At 66.0% G+C, this 14141-nt stretch carries 13 protein-coding genes; all 13 read right to left on the bottom strand.

Annotated elements, in window-relative coordinates:
- Positions 1-395 precede the first annotated feature (395 nt).
- Positions 396-1874 (bottom strand): lytic polysaccharide monooxygenase, encoded by a 1479-nt coding sequence (locus tag JW897_RS13215; RefSeq protein WP_205466432.1) that lies wholly within the window; start codon positions 1872-1874, stop codon positions 396-398.
- 232 nt (positions 1875-2106) lie between these two features.
- Positions 2107-3564, bottom strand: coding sequence for a lytic polysaccharide monooxygenase (locus tag JW897_RS13210; protein ID WP_205466431.1), 1458 nt, complete (start codon positions 3562-3564; stop codon positions 2107-2109).
- Between the two features lie 127 nt (positions 3565-3691).
- Entirely contained in the window at positions 3692-5956 is a 2265-nt protein-coding gene (locus tag JW897_RS13205) for a sensor histidine kinase (RefSeq protein ID WP_205466429.1), read from the bottom strand.
- Positions 5957-6145: 189 nt separating this feature from the next.
- Complete coding sequence (locus tag JW897_RS13200; protein ID WP_048415052.1) at positions 6146-6829, bottom strand: response regulator transcription factor; 684 nt, start codon at positions 6827-6829, stop codon at positions 6146-6148.
- 262 nt (positions 6830-7091) lie between these two features.
- Positions 7092-7550, bottom strand: a complete 459-nt coding sequence (locus JW897_RS13195; RefSeq protein WP_205466427.1) for a type II secretion system GspH family protein — start codon at positions 7548-7550, stop codon at positions 7092-7094.
- Complete coding sequence (locus tag JW897_RS13190) at positions 7537-7923, bottom strand: type II secretion system protein (RefSeq protein WP_205466425.1); 387 nt, start codon at positions 7921-7923, stop codon at positions 7537-7539. The genes JW897_RS13195 and JW897_RS13190 overlap by 14 nt, the downstream gene beginning before the upstream one ends.
- Positions 7898-8374 (bottom strand): type II secretion system protein, encoded by a 477-nt coding sequence (locus tag JW897_RS13185; protein ID WP_205466423.1) that lies wholly within the window; start codon positions 8372-8374, stop codon positions 7898-7900. Before JW897_RS13185 ends, JW897_RS13190 begins: the two co-directional genes overlap by 26 nt.
- Before the next feature lie 7 nt (positions 8375-8381).
- Complete coding sequence (locus JW897_RS13180) at positions 8382-10229, bottom strand: secretin N-terminal domain-containing protein (RefSeq protein ID WP_205466421.1); 1848 nt, start codon at positions 10227-10229, stop codon at positions 8382-8384.
- Positions 10230-10285: 56 nt separating this feature from the next.
- Positions 10286-10714, bottom strand: a complete 429-nt coding sequence (locus JW897_RS13175) for a hypothetical protein (protein WP_205466420.1) — start codon at positions 10712-10714, stop codon at positions 10286-10288.
- On the bottom strand, positions 10711-11292 hold the full coding sequence (locus JW897_RS13170) for a GspMb/PilO family protein (RefSeq protein WP_205466418.1): 582 nt from the start codon (positions 11290-11292) through the stop codon (positions 10711-10713). Before JW897_RS13170 ends, JW897_RS13175 begins: the two co-directional genes overlap by 4 nt.
- Positions 11293-11300: 8 nt before the next feature.
- Entirely contained in the window at positions 11301-11834 is a 534-nt protein-coding gene (locus JW897_RS13165; protein WP_205466417.1) for a hypothetical protein, read from the bottom strand.
- A complete protein-coding gene (locus JW897_RS13160; protein ID WP_205466415.1) occupies positions 11822-12583 on the bottom strand; it encodes a hypothetical protein in 762 nt (253 codons plus the stop codon). The genes JW897_RS13165 and JW897_RS13160 overlap by 13 nt, the downstream gene beginning before the upstream one ends.
- Positions 12564-14132, bottom strand: a complete 1569-nt coding sequence (locus tag JW897_RS13155) for a GspE/PulE family protein (protein ID WP_205466414.1) — start codon at positions 14130-14132, stop codon at positions 12564-12566. Before JW897_RS13155 ends, JW897_RS13160 begins: the two co-directional genes overlap by 20 nt.
- Positions 14133-14141: the final 9 nt, after the last annotated feature.

Below are 14141 nucleotides of genomic sequence, written 5' to 3'. Positions count from 1 at the left end.
GCCGAAGGCGGCCTCGCCCAATTGACCCTGCCCGCCCAACGCCGCCAGCGAACTGTTCTGCAACCCCAAACCCGCACCCGCCACCACTGCAACCATGCTGACCTCCGGAAACTGGACTGTTCGGAGAGTCTTATCTAGAGAATCGGGGAAAAGTTTAGCAAATTTGAAAAAAACCATTTTTCATGACAAATGCAAACCTTGTATCGAGTACGGCCTCTCAGGCATTAGGCGCCCGGGAAAGGCTGCGCCGCGGACGAGCGCTTGAAAACTAGCAAACCCCTTGTCCCGACAGAGACAAGGGGCTATCGCCGTTTCCCGCTAGCGGCGCTTAACGCCTGATCAAAGCCTTGCGACCCTAAACACCCACTCAGCCGCCGCTCGGGTCAAACGCGGACTTAAATCAGCGCCCACAGGGCTGGCTGGCTAGCCGGCGTCCAACCGGAACCCGCCCAGGCGGTATGCGGCTGCAAGCAGCGATACTTCTTGCCTTCGAACACGACCACCTGGCCGGCCTTGTAGCTGGCGCCCTCTTTCCAGGCTTCGCCCTCCACCGGCGGCGTGGTGCCGCTGTCGTCGGCCTTGACCGTCAGCGCATGCGCGGCGGTTTGCTCGCCTTTGCTGTTGCTGACCTTGACCTTGAAGCTGTAGGCGGTGTCCTGCTTCAGCGCCGGCGCCTTGAAGTTGAGGGTGGCGGCGTTCAGCGCCAGGCCGGCTATATTGGGCGACACGGTCCACAAGTATTTCAAGTTGCTGCCGGAGGCGGCCTGGGCGCTCAAGCTTACGGCTTCGCCCGCCTTGGCTTCGGCCTTGCCGGTGACCGTGACCTTGCCCGGCGCGATATCGTCTACCGGCGGCGGCTTGATCTCGCCCATGGAGGTTTCGATTTCGAAGTTGTAAGCCTTGTTGAGGCCATAGACCGCGTTGTCGGTGGCGCTTTCCAGCGGCTTGACCTCATTGCCCGCCAGCTTGCCCAGCTTGACGATGCGGGACTTTTGGTTCACTTGCTGAGCCAGCGCGTACACCCATTTTTCCGGCTGCTGCTGGCCGGCGGCGACGACGATTTCATGACGCTCGACATCGCTGCCGCGCGCGCGGTCGAATACGCGCAGGGTCACTTTCATGCCCTGATTCAGCACAACGTCACGCTTGTTGATCTCGCCGCTGTGCTTCCACTGGACATTGGCCGAAGCCACATCCACATCGGAGCAGGAGTAGAAGGCTTCGTCGTTGTCATCCGGGGCACGCTGCCATACGGTGTAGACCACGCGCTTGCCGGTTGCCCAGGCCGGCAGCGTCACCGCAATGTCGGTGTAGCCGACTTTACGGCTGGCCAGATCGCCAGTCAGCTCCGGCCTATCGCGGCGTTGATCTTTGCCGATGGACACCAGATCGCTCCAAGTCAGGGGCTTGGAAGGATCGTAGCTGTCCTTGCTAATAAACACCTCGAAGTACTTGGTGTAGTGCGGGGCGCTCTGAGCGTAGCGGAAGGTCATTTTTCCATCCGCGCCGGGCGTCAGCACCGTGGCCGTCGGCCAGCTGTGTCTAGGGTTATCCAGCTCAGCCCAACTGCCCGCTTTGCCGCCGCCGCACAGCTTGCCGTTGGGCACCAGCTGCTGATGGTTGCCGTCGGACTTGGCTTGGGCATTCGCGGTCCAGTCGTCGACAGCGGTCGCCGCGGCCTTGCAGCCGGAAAACTTGCTGGAGCCGCTCCAATGCCCGCCCTCCAATTTGCACGCCACTTCACGGCTTACCGGGAAAGACATGGAGCCATGGGCGGAGGCGGTGGACGGGGCAATGGCCATCAGGGAGGCGGCAATCTGGCTCAGGGCCAACACAGGCAGGACGAGCTTGCCGGCGGTGCGAGGTGCGGTCATGTTCTAAAACCTTAAGTGCAAGGGTTGGGTTGTCGCCCTCCCCCGGCCATCCGCGGCCGGGAAAGGGCTTGCCCGTATTGTTCCAAACCCCGCCATGACGCCCAATCATTCTCAATAAAAGCTAAATTTTGGTGATTCCCAGGCGATATCCATCCTCAACGGAAAAAACCCGCAACCGGGTCTTAAACGCGCGCCAAACCGAAGCTGGCCGCGTTCGAACTAGCCGTCACGGCTACTGCCCCTTGCACATCGCATGCATATTGGAAACACCGACCTCGCGCCATGCGCCCCACTGTCCATCCGAACCCGGAGCGATGCCTCTGATCTCCCAGCCATTCAGCCATTCCTTGCCCTGGTAGGTGACTTTGGTGCAAGGCGTCTTGTAGACCGTGGCCGCATTCCAGCTGCCTTCGGCCGGCGGCGCGCTGTCCGCCTTGACCAGCAACTGGTGGCTGGCGCCCTGGCTGCCCTGGCTATTGCTGACCTTGACCTGGAAGGTATAGCGAGTGTCCTGCTTCGGCGCCGGCGCCTTGAAGTTGAGGGTGGCTGCGTTCAACGACAGGCCGGAGATGCTGGGCGACACCGTCCACTGGTATTTCAGATTGGTGCCGGCGGCCGGTTTGGCCGACAGGCTGACGTTGGCGCCGCTGCTGACGCTGGTCGGGCCGCTAACGGTCACCTTGCCCGGCGCGATCTCACCCGGCGGCGGCTTGGTGCCCTCGTCCGATTGCTCCAGCACAAAGCTGTATTCCTTGCCCAGGCCGAACACAGTGTTGGCGGTGGCGTTCTTGACCGGCACCACTTTGCCGTTTTGCAATTGACCGACATTGACCACGCTGGATTTGGCGTTGACGGCGGTGGCCAGCGCATAGGTCCATTCATTGGCCGCGGTTTGGCCGGCGGCGATCTTGATCGAGTGTTTCTCAAGATCCGTGCCGCGCAGCTTGTTGAACACGCGCAAGGTGATGGTGGTGTCGGGCTTGGCCTCGAAGGGGCTTGCCGTCAGCAGGCCCAGTGGTTTGAAATCCACGTTGTTGGCCACGATGTTGACGTCGGAGCAGCTGTAGAAGGCCTCGCCGCTGTCGCTGCGCTGCCATACATTGTAGATCACGCGCTTGCCCTGCATCCCAGCCGGAATATTCACGTCCAGCTTGGTCTTGGCGCTGGGCGCCACCGCGCCGGAGTCACCAATCAGCTGCAGATCGTCCCACTGCAGCGGGCGTTTGAAGTCATAGGAATCCTTACTGATATAGGATTTGAAATAAGCGGTTTGGTGCTGGGCGGTCTGATGATAAGTCATCGTGTATTTGCCGTCCGGCCCCGGCTGGATGGTGGTGGCCGGCCAATCGACCGTAGCGTCCAGGCCGCCGAAGGTTCTGGCGTCGCCGCCGGCGCACAGCTTGCCGTTGGGCACCACTTGCTGGTGATTGCCGCTGGCATTGCCCTGGCGCACGCCATTCCAGTCATAGATGGCTTGCGAGCCGCCGCTTTGCTTGACGGCCTGGCATCCCGGGGTCTTGGGGTTTTCCGGATTATCCGAAGTGCGGCAGTAGTAGATGCGGCTGATCGGCTCTTCCATCGAACCATGGGCGGAGGCGGCGGTCGGGGCCAGCAATATCAGGGAGGCGGCGATCTGGCTCAGCGCCAGCGCGGGCAGAGCTAAGCTGCCGGCCTTGCGAGATAGGGACATGATGTTCCTTGATTTAGGGTGGGTGTGGTTCAGGCCGGGACGGCTTCAAGCGCCTCCCCCAGCCTGTCCCCATTGTTCCAAACCCCTCCCATGCGCCCAATCAATCTCAAGAGATGCTCAAACGCTCCTAGGCTTCGTCCTCCCCGCTCTCCATCCACGGCGTCAGCAGCAGGAACTCGCTGCCCAGCCGGCTCTCGGACTTGACTTCGACGCGCCCGCCGTGGGCCTGCATCACCGCCTTGACGAAGGGCAGGCCCAGGCCGGCGCCGTCGCGGCGGCCTTCGTCCACCTGGTAGAACAGCTCGAACAGCCTGGGCAGCGCGTGTTCGGGAATGCCTATGCCCTGATCCACCACGCTGATGCCGGCCATCTCGCCCCAGCGCGCCAGCCGCACCACGATGTGGCTGTTGGGCGGCGAGTATTTGACGGCGTTGTCCAGCACATTGACCACAGCGCGCAACAGCATGTCGTAATGGCCGCGCACCCACAACGCTTCCAGCGCTTCCGGGCCATGCAGCGCGATGCGCTTTTGACGGGCGCTGGCCTCGATCTGGTCCATCGCGTCTTCGGCCAGGTCGGACAGCGCCACCGGCAGGAAGCTGGCCGGGTCCAACTGTTCGGCGCGGGACAGCTGCATGAAGTCCTGCGCCACGCGCAGGCTGTAATGCACTTGCCGGCGCAGATCGTTGAAGAATTGGTCCTGCCGCGGCCCGGTCTCGCCGCCGCGCTGCTCTATCATCGCCAGCATCGTGGTCAGCGGGTTGCGCAGATCGTGCGCCATCTGACGCAGCACGCGCCGGTCGCCGGACACGCTGGCCTTGACGTTTTGCAGGTCGACCAGGCTGATCAGGCTGCTGGACAAGCCGTCGCATAGTTCCTGACAGGGCGTGACCAGCAACATATGCTCGCCCTGGCCGCTGCGCACTTCTTCCACGCTGATGCCGCCGCTGCGCAGCGCCTTCGCGCGCGCTTGCGCGGCCAGTTCCAACACCCAGGCTTCGGCTTCGTCCGGGGTGCCTTGCTCGCACAGCAGATTGCGCGCCGCCTGATTGCTGAGGACGATCTTGCCGCCCTGCTCGAAGAAGATAGGATAGGGCAGCATATTGAGCACGCTGGCGTAGGCGTTTTGCCAGGCGCGCATCTGCTGCATCAGCCGTTCGATTTCATCAGTGTCGGATTCGGCGTCCTGGCCGCGCAGCGGCAGCTCCATGCCGGCCTCGCGCAGGTTCCGCCGCATCGCCTCCATTTCCTCCCGCAGCAGCAAATGGGTCTTGGTTTGCCAGCGCCAGGCGCAGCCGGCGTAGATCAGCAAGCCGCCGATCAAGGGCGAGCTGACCGGAATCCAGATCTGGGTTTGCAGCAACAACAGGGTGGACGCCAGCCAGCAGCCGCCCAGCCACAGCCAGGCGCGGCGATGCATGCGCGCCGGCGGCGCCAGCAGGCAGATCAGCAACAGGCCGAGCATGATGCCGAGATTGATCAGCAGCTTGTACGGAGCGGCCAGCATGGCGACCGGGCCGTGGTTCATCAAGGTCTGGGTTTGCAGCGCCAGGATCTGACTGCGGGTATGGCCCTCGCGGTCCAGCGGATAGCGGTTGGCGCGCAGACCCTTGAACGGATCCAAGGCCAGGTGGCCGACAAAGACGATCTTATTGTGAAACGCCTGCCGCGGCACCACGCCGGTCAACACGTCCAGCATCGAGTACTGCTGGATGTGGTGCTGAGCCGGCAACACCAGCAGCCAACCGTCGCTCTGCGGCGCGCAGCGCCGCCAGAACGCGGCCAGACACCAGGTGTTTTCCCGCGGCGGCAGTTCGTAGCCGGCGACGCGGATCGCCTCCATCACCATGTGCGGCGCCAGCTTGCGGCCATGCAGCTTGTAAGGCACCAGGCCGGTGACCACGCTGCGGTCGCCGATCAACAAGTCGCGGTGCCCCATCCCAGCCGCGGCGGCGTAAATGGCCGAGGGCTCGGGACCGTCGCGCCCCGACTCGGCTTCGGCGTCGGGCGGCAAGGCCAGCACCACCCGGCCATGCCGCCGGATGGCTTCCGCCAACATGCCTTCGTCCCGGCGCGACATCAGGTTCATGTTCAGCGCCACGCTGTCGGCCTGGTTCAGCCGCTCCAGCAGCGCGGCGTAGAGCACGTTGCCGTTGACTTCCTCGTGGCCCAGCGCCCGCACCGTGGCTTGATCGACATTGACGAGCACGACGTCGTGTTCGTCTTCATCGGTTTGCAGCTCGGAGAGCAGCTCAAAATACAAGCGGTCCAGTGAGTGGAACAGCGCGTCCTGGGTGGGAATGGCGAACACCGCCGCCAGCAGGACGAAAGCGATCAGGAAGCGCGCGTCGTAGCGACGCCCGCGCCGGAGCGCTTGGCAAAACCATTTCATAAGACATCCAAAACGCGGCATGAGAGCGCGGCGGGCCTGAACGGCGGCATCGGCCTCGGAGCCTGTTCAAAAGCCCGCGGGCAAGGCGAAACGAGCGAAAAAGCGGAATGTACAAGGGATACATGAGCATTTTGAGCTTGTACTCACCGAGCAACGCCTCACGAAGCGCAGCAGACTTTGAACAGGTTCTCAGACCCGCTCCAGCCGGTAGCCGTAGTTGTACACGGTGGAAATCACCATGCCCTTGCGCGGCCGCAGGCCCAATGCCGAACGCAGATTGCTGACATAGGTGGCCAGGCTGGCGTCGTATTTGCGGTCCGCCTGGCCCCAGATGCGCTGGCTGAGAAAGTCCTTGGTCAGGATACGGCCCAGGTTGCGGAACAGCAGCGTGGCCAGCGCGAATTCGCGCGCCGGCAACGTGGCCTTGCCGCCGGGAAAGCTGACGCTGCGCGCTTCCGGATTGAAGGTATAGCCGCCCGCCTCGAACGAGGCTTCCGGATCGCCCAGGCGCTGCTGCTTGCGGAACTGGGCGTTCAGCCGCGCCAGCAGCTCGCGTTCGCGGATCGGCTTTTGCAGGTAGTCGTCTGCGCCGTGCTCCAAGGCCAGCACGATGTCTTCTTCGTCGTCGCGCTGAGTCACCATCAGGATGGGCAAGGCCGGCGGCAGTTTGGCGCGCGCCCACTTGAGCACTTCCACGCCGTCTCGACCCGGCACCTCCCAATCCAGCAGCATCGCGTCGCAGCGTTGCTGCCGGAACTGAGCGACGAACTGATCGCCATCGACGCAGGCGACAGGCTGATGGCCGTGCTGCTCCAGCAGTTTGACCACGCGTGCGGATTGGAGCGGACAGTCTTCTAAAATTGCAACAATCATAAATAGGTGTGTAGGTTGAAAGCGGCGGATTCATAAGCGGAGCGCCAGCAGTGCGCGCCCGGGAGCTGAGTGCTTCCGCACGCGCCTGAGCGCCGCCGGATGCCGTCATGAATAGCCCAAAGAAGGCATTCTTACGGAAAGATGGTCAGGGAATCCATAGGACTACTCCTAACTTCCTAAAGAATCCCTCAATAAATTTAAGCCTATTGAACCGGAGCAACTGATACGTCATGCGGCTACAACCATCACAGCCGCGCCGGCGTCACGGCGCGGCCGGCGCCAGAAACACCCATTGCCGGTAGCTGTCCTTGTCGGCAAAGTCCCCCAGCTCCGCGGCGAAACCCCGCTGTTTCAACGGCCTCCCTTCCGCCAGGCTATGCACGCCGACGATGCCGCCGTCCGCGCCCTTGATCAGCCCCCAGTCCGGCTTGCCCGTCAGCGGGTCGGCGTAGAGCCGGCGCAGGTGGCGTCGGGTAAAGGGCGCGCGTTCGTCCTTGAGCAAGGCTTCCAGGGTTTTGGGATAGGCCGGCGCGGGGCCTGCGCGATGGTAGGCGGCGATGGCGCGCTGTAATTGCAGGCCGATGTGCAGCAGCTCTTCCTCCTGCTCGCGTTGCAGCTGCCGGCTCCAAGCGCCGGCCGCCGCGCTGAGGGCGACGCCCATGGCCAACGCCAGCGTCAACACGCCCAGATAGGCCAGCCCACCTTGCTTACCAGCTGCCATAGCTGCTGCCGTCCAGGCTCTTGCCCGGCGCGCCGCTGGTCACGTCGCCGATGCCTCCCTCCTCGGCCGGTTTGGCTTGCCAGCCGTCGCGCCGGCCGGCGATGGGATCAAGCGGCAGTTCGCGCAGATAGCGGCCGGCCACCAGATCCTGCAGCGCGGCCGGGTTGGCGCCGTGATCGGCGCGGTAGTCGTCCATCGCCTGGCGCAGCGCGGCCAGATTGTGGCGCAGCACGGTTTCGCGGGCGCGGTCGTTGTGCTTGAAGTAGCTGGGGCTGACCAGGGCCATCAGCGCGCCTATGATGCTCATCACCACCAGTAGCTCGATCAGGGTGAAGCCGCACGCCGGCTTACCATTGTTGGTAGGGTATGCCATTGATGCCCTTTCGAAGGCTCTTGGAGCGGATATCGTATACGTCGCGGCCGGAGGAGAACGCCTCGGCCGAGCTGTCGTAGCCGCGCGTGTCCCAGCTGTCCGCCGGGTCCTTGCCCGCGCAGCCCTCGCACATCGGATCCGCTGGCAGCCGGCGCAGGAAAAAGAGTTTGCCGCCATTGGGATCGCTCTGGTCCGGCACGCCGTCCACCAGGCTGGAGAGGCGGGGAGGATAGCCGCTCTGCTCCAGCGAAGCGTCTATCTTCTTGTCCGCCACCGCCTGCCGGTAGGCGTCGATGGCGTTGCGGATCTGGCGCAGACTGTGCCGCAGCTCGGCCTCCTGCGCGCGCCGCCTGGCCAGCTCGCTCAGCGGCAGGCTGGCGCCCAGCAGCAGCGCCATCAGGGTGAGCGCGGCCAGCATCTCGATCAGGGTGAAACCGGATTGACGCGGCATAAGCACCTCAGGGCGCGGCCAGCGGGCTGTCCAGCGCCGGCGCGGACGCCTCCTGCTCCGGCGCCGCGGCGGGCGCGGCCGGCCGCGGCGCTTCGGTCGTCAGCGGCTCCAGCGTCAGCCGGCCTTCGGTGCCGGAATGGAAATAGCTGTTGGAGGCGGCCGGCAGGTCCAGCGCCCTTTCAATGCGCGGGGTCAGCAGCAAGATGAGCTCGGTGTGCTCGACGCTGCGTTTCTGGCTGCCGAACAAGCTGCCCAGCCAGCCCAGGGTGCTGAGGCCGGGCAACCCGCTGCTGCCGCGGTCGTGTTGCTGATTGACCAGGCCGGCCAGCACCTGGGTTTCGCCGTCGCGCGCAGTCATCACGGTTTCGGCGTTGCGGGTGCTCATCGGATAGACGGTGCCGCCGCCGGCGGTTTTGACTTCGCCCTTGAGATTGCTGACTTCCATATTGACCTTGACGCTGACTTCATTGCTGAGGCTGATCCGCGGCTCCACTTGCAGGATCAGGCCGACGTCCTGATAGTTGACCGATTCCGTCACCACGCCGTTGGCGTTGGTGGTGGTGACCACCGGCACTTTCTCGCCTATCTTGATGCTGGCCTTTTCCATATTGCGCACGCGGATCTTGGGGTTGGCCAGCACCTTGGTCTTGCCCTGCCTTTGCAGCAGTTTGATCGCCGCGCCCAGATCCCCGCCGTTGCTGCCGCCAACGCCGATGCCGTCGCGGTTCAGGCCCAGCAGGTCGCCCACCGTCACCTTGTCCGATCCCTCTTTCGGCAACACCGAAAACCGCAGTTCCGCCGGATAGTCGACGCCGACGTCAAGCACGTCATTGGTGTTCACTTCCAGCACTTGCACGTCCATGGTGACTTCTGACTGGGCAATGTCCAGGCTGGCCACCAGCCGCTCGATCACCGCCATCACTTCCGGCGTGTCGCGCACGATCACCGCATTGGTGCGTTCGTCCAGGTGGACGTTCTTGGGCGAGCTGATCTGGCGCAGCGCGGCCAGCACATGACTGGCGTTGGCCTGACTCAGGTAGAAAGCGCGGGTCAGCAGCTCTTGGTATTCCTTGGCTTTTTCCGAACGCGCCGGATAGATCAGCATGCTGTGCTGGCTAAGCACTTTCTTTTCCAGCTGATGGGTGCGCAGCAGCAGATTGATGGCGTCTTCCGCCGTGGTCTGGCTGGCGACGATGCTGGCGGGGGCGGCGATGGGCACTTCCGGGTCGAACACGAAGTCGATGCCGGCCAATTGGGAGATGGCGTCGAAGATGCCGGAGATCGGCTGCACCTTGAAATTCAGCGTTACCGGCTGACGCAGGGCCTCGGCCAGGCTGGGGCGCGCGTCGCGGCGGCCGGCCTCCCGGTTTTGCAATTCGTCGCGCAGCGCTTGCGCCTGTCGGTAGTCCGGCTGCTCCTGCAGAATGCGGCCCAGCCGCTCCAGCGCCTCGCGCGGACGCTGCGCGCCGATCTCGGCGGCGGCGTCCAGCTCCAGCTTCAGCCGCAGCCGGCGCTCCAACTGCCGTTTCAGCTGCTGGGCGCGCATATGCTCCGGCGCCGATGCCAGCAGGCGGCTCACTTCCGCCAGCGCTCCCGCGTCGTCGCCGGCGTCCATCCTGGTCTTGGCCGTTCGCAAGGCCTCCTCCGCCAACGCCGCGCTCTTGACCACGACGTTTTTGCGGCGTTCGACATCGTCGGGCTTCCGCCGCAAAGCGGTTTCGGCGGCGCGCAATTGTTCTTCCGCGCCGGGCGGGGCCGTCTGGTTGAAGATCTTCTTGACCGGCCCGGGCAGCGCGCATCCGCCCAGCGTCAAACCAAGAGCGAGGGCCAGCAGTGTGGGTTTGCAATGTTTCATGATGCCTGGTGTCTGGTGTCTGGTGAAAACAGCGTCGTCTCGTCGGCGGCGACGCCTTAGTTAGCCGATGGATGCAACGCAATCGAATGCTCCCGCCCGTCCGCGTCCAGCAGCAGCGCGCGCTCCGCCTCCAAGGCCTTGAATGTGTATTGCCCCGCCAACTTGGCGCCCGGTTGCAGCGCCCTGGGCATCCGGCAGCCGACGCACAGCAGGAAGCTGCGCCCCAGGCCTTCCAGCACGACCACGCGCTGGCCGTCCTGCCGCCATTCGCCTACGGCGCTGAACGGCGCCGGCGCGGCCTCCAGCGGGGCTAGCGGCAGCGGAGCGGCCAGCGCCGACGCGGCGTCCGGCGGCGGAAGCTCGGGCCTCGCTTCTTCGCGCAGCGACGCCAGGCTCTGGACCGGAAACAGATCGACGCCGCCCGCCTGGGCCAGCGCCGCGCAGGCCAGCGCGAGGCCGCCCAGCCAATGCTTAAGCCGCCTCATCGTCCGGCGCCCAGCAGACTGAAGCGCATGCGCATGCTCAGCGTCGCGGTGTCGGTGCGCGCCCGCTCCAGCGTCAGCGCCTCCAGCCGCAGCAGCGGCTGCGCCGTCAGCGCGCCCAGCGCCGCCGTCAACTCCGGATAGCGGCCGCTGGCGCTCAGCTCCACCGTGACGCGGCGCAAAGCGCCGCCGGCCTCCGCGTCTTCCCGATAGCTGGCCTCGGACACGCTCAGGCCCGACTGGCGCAATTGCTCCAGCAACGCCAGCTTGCGCGGGGCCAGCGCCAGCCGCAGCTGGGCCTGCCATTGCCGCTCTCGCCCCGCCGCCGTCGCCGGCTGCGCGCGCGCCGGCGCGCTCAATTCCTGGCGGCGCTGTTGCAAGTCCGCTTGCTGAGCTTCTTGCACCAGCGCGCCGTAGGCCAGCAACAGACCGCAGGCCGCCAGCGACAAACGGCCGCAGCGCCCCAGCCGGCAAGCCAACGCTTGCCGATGCCAGCGCAGCCTGGCGCGCCATGGCCGTCCGCCGGCGGCGGGCCGAGCGCCGCGCTTGAAGGCCGCCAGCCGGCGGCCGGCGTCTTGCATCCAAGCCCTCATCGCAAGCCCACCTGCACCGTGGCCAGCACCGTCTGCTCCGAGTCGCCGGGCTTGAGCCCATGCCGCAACAGCTGCGCCTGGCCAAAACCGGCCGGCAGGTTCAGCCGTTCGACGAAATGGAAGACCTCCGCCAACTCCGCCGCGCTCAACTCCAGCCGGACTTGCTTGCCGGCGCCGTCGAGATGCAGCGACAAAATGCCCAAGCGCGGCGACCAGGCCTGTTCTATCGCCCGCAGCAGCGCCGGACGCAGCCGGGTTTGATCATCGCCCTGAGCCTGCAGCAAGGCCTGCGCCTTGCGCGCTTCCGGCGAGGCTGCCTGGGCGCGGCGCTGTTCGCGCTCGCGCAGAAAGCGCTGTTGCTGCCGCCGCTGCTCCCAGGCCGAGGTGTCCGCCTCCAGCAACTCCAGCTCCCATTGCCGCCAGCCCAAGGCCGCCAGCAACGCCAGCAATACGATGGCGGCGACGCCGGCCAGCGGCGCGCTCGCCTCTGGCCGGCTGAAATCCAGCCCGCGGGTATTCAGGCGGCGCATGGCTGGCTCGCTAGCAAGGGGTGGGGAAAGCCCAGCCAGCGCGCCCGCGCCGCCAGCGGCTGCTGCGTCGGGCCTTGAGTCGCGCTCCAGTCGTAGTCGCCGCCGGGCTCGCGGCCGCACAGGGCTTCCGCCGCCGCCACGCCTTCGGCCGCGCTTTGCCCCGGCGCCAGCGCCAGGGTGAGCAACTCTTCCCAGCCGCCCTCGCCGCGCCACAAACAAGTAACGGCGCCGGCCTCGGCCAGCACCAGCCCGCCCGAGGCCGACGCGCGCGGGTGGGCTTGCAGGCAGCTGGACAACAAGTCGCGGCAGCCGGCCAAGCGCCAGCCGGCCGCCCGCGCCGCGGCGCGCAAATCGGCCAGCAGCGGCGCGTGGGCGGCGAAGGCCAGCCGCGCCGCGCCGTAAGCGGCCGGCGCCAGGCGGATGTCCAGTTCGCCGCCGACGCCGCGTTCGCGCAGCAAGCCCTGCGCGTAGGCGCGCCACTGCGCGCGCTGCCCGGACAAGCCGTCCTGCCACGGCAACAGCTGGCTGTGCGCCCATGGATAGCCCAGCAGCACCCGCGCCCGGTTGCGCCAGGCCGGCCGCCGGCGCTGGACGCCGCCCAGCAGCATGGCCAGCGCCTCGGCCGGCTTGCCGTGATGACGGCAGCGCCGCGGCTGGCCAGGGACGCCATCGGATGATTGCAGAGGCGGCAGCAGGGTCGCCAGTTCGGCGTCGATCAACACGGTTCTGTCATTCCATGGCCACGGCACGGCTGACCTCCTGATAAGTGGTGAGTCCGCGCGCCACCGCCTCGTGGGCGGCGTCGCGCAGCGATTGATAGTCGGCGCATTGCGCCAGCGCCTGCTGGCGCTTCTGCGGCGAGCGCTCCAGCAGCGCCTCCTTGAGTCGGCTGTCCAGGCGCAACACTTCCGCCAGCGCGATGCGGCCGTGAAAGCCGCCGCCGCGGCAGCTATCGCAGCCAGCGCCGGCGCAGGCGGCGCACAGCCGGCGCACCAGGCGCTGCGACACCACGCCGTTGAGCGCTTCCAGGAAGGTAGCCGCTTCCACGCCCATGTAGAGAAAGCGGTCTATCACGCTGAAGGCGTCGTTGGCGTGCACCGAAGACAGCACGCGGTGGCCGGTCAGCGCCGATTGCACCGCGATGGCGGCGGTCTCGGCGTCGCGGATTTCGCCCACCAGGATGGTGTCCGGGTCGTGGCGCAGGATGGAGCGCAGGCCGCGGGCGAAAGTCAGGCCTTTTTTCTCGTTGACCGGAATTTGCAGAATGCCGGCCATTTCGTATTCCACCGGGTCTTCGATGGTGATGATCTTTTCCTCGCCGGTGTTGATCTCCGCCAGCGCGCCGTACAAGGTGGTGGATTTGCCGCTGCCGGTGGGGCCGGTGATCAGGGTCAGTCCGTAGGGCAGCTGCGCCAAGGCGCGTACGCGGCGCGCGGTTTCGCCGTGAAAGCCCAGGCTGTCCAGGCTCAGGCTGTCGCCGCGCTGGGATTTGTCCAACAGGCGCAGCACCGCGTTTTCGCCGTGGACGCCCGGCATGATGGAGACGCGGAAATCCACCTCGCGGCCTTGCAGCGCCACCTTGAAGCGGCCGTCCTGCGGCACGCGCTTTTCCGCGATGTCCAGGCTGGACAGCACTTTCAGCCGCGACAGGGTCTGACTGGCCGCCAACTGCCCCGGCACCCGGCGAATGGCCTGCATCACGCCGTCGATGCGGTAGCGGATTTGCAGCCCGTCGTCGCGGGACTCCAGATGGATGTCGCTGGCGCGGCTTTGCAGGGCGTCGTACAAGGTCATGTTGACCAGGCGGATCACCGGGCTTTCGTCCTTGGCCAGGCTGCTCAGCGAGATCGATTCCACCGCCTTGGCCAGGCTGTCCTCGGCCAGGTCCACTTCCGCGCCGTCCATCACCCGCTCGCGGGCCTCGGCCTGTTTCAGCCAGGCGTCGGCCACGCCGGGCAGGCTGAGAGCGAAGCGCTGGCCGCGGCCCAGCAGCCGGTTCTGCATGCGCAGCCGCAGGTCCAGCCGCAGCGGTTCGGCCAGCAGCAGGTACAGTTCGCCCCGCCACTCCAAGGGCGCTACGCGGCAGGACAGGGCCTCAGCCAGCGGCAACAGATCGAAGCGCGCCGTCGCCTCCCCCACCTGGGCCTCGCTCAGCGCGGCCAGGCCCAGCAGCCTGGCCGCCTGCGGCAGGCCGACCGGCTCGCGCTCCAGCTGCCGATTCAGCAGCTCGGACATCGGCAGGTCTTGTTCCCCGTTCTCGCGCCGCCATTGCCAGGCGGCCGGCAACGCGGGCTCCATCAATGCTTC

Origin of the sequence: Chromobacterium alkanivorans, from assembly GCF_016937655.1 — a bacterium.
GTDB classification, from domain to species: domain Bacteria; phylum Pseudomonadota; class Gammaproteobacteria; order Burkholderiales; family Chromobacteriaceae; genus Chromobacterium; species Chromobacterium alkanivorans.
This window is presented reverse-complemented; position numbering and strand designations above follow the sequence as displayed.

Excerpts from the sequence above, each read along its gene's own strand:
- JW897_RS13165 (WP_205466417.1), bottom strand. The coding sequence starts at position 11,834 with ATGCGCCGCCTGAATACCCGCGGGCTGGATTTCAGCCGGCCAGAGGCG.
- JW897_RS13200 (WP_048415052.1), bottom strand. The coding sequence starts at position 6,829 with ATGATTGTTGCAATTTTAGAAGACTGTCCGCTCCAATCCGCACGCGTG.
- JW897_RS13185 (WP_205466423.1), bottom strand. The coding sequence starts at position 8,374 with ATGCCGCGTCAATCCGGTTTCACCCTGATCGAGATGCTGGCCGCGCTC.
- JW897_RS13215 (WP_205466432.1), bottom strand. The coding sequence starts at position 1,874 with ATGACCGCACCTCGCACCGCCGGCAAGCTCGTCCTGCCTGTGTTGGCC.
- JW897_RS13180 (WP_205466421.1), bottom strand. The coding sequence starts at position 10,229 with ATGAAACATTGCAAACCCACACTGCTGGCCCTCGCTCTTGGTTTGACG.
- JW897_RS13155 (WP_205466414.1), bottom strand. The coding sequence starts at position 14,132 with ATGGAGCCCGCGTTGCCGGCCGCCTGGCAATGGCGGCGCGAGAACGGG.
- JW897_RS13210 (WP_205466431.1), bottom strand. The coding sequence starts at position 3,564 with ATGTCCCTATCTCGCAAGGCCGGCAGCTTAGCTCTGCCCGCGCTGGCG.
- JW897_RS13195 (WP_205466427.1), bottom strand. The coding sequence starts at position 7,550 with ATGGCAGCTGGTAAGCAAGGTGGGCTGGCCTATCTGGGCGTGTTGACG.
- JW897_RS13190 (WP_205466425.1), bottom strand. The coding sequence starts at position 7,923 with ATGGCATACCCTACCAACAATGGTAAGCCGGCGTGCGGCTTCACCCTG.
- JW897_RS13170 (WP_205466418.1), bottom strand. The coding sequence starts at position 11,292 with ATGCAAGACGCCGGCCGCCGGCTGGCGGCCTTCAAGCGCGGCGCTCGG.
- JW897_RS13205 (WP_205466429.1), bottom strand. The coding sequence starts at position 5,956 with ATGAAATGGTTTTGCCAAGCGCTCCGGCGCGGGCGTCGCTACGACGCG.
- JW897_RS13175 (WP_205466420.1), bottom strand. The coding sequence starts at position 10,714 with ATGAGGCGGCTTAAGCATTGGCTGGGCGGCCTCGCGCTGGCCTGCGCG.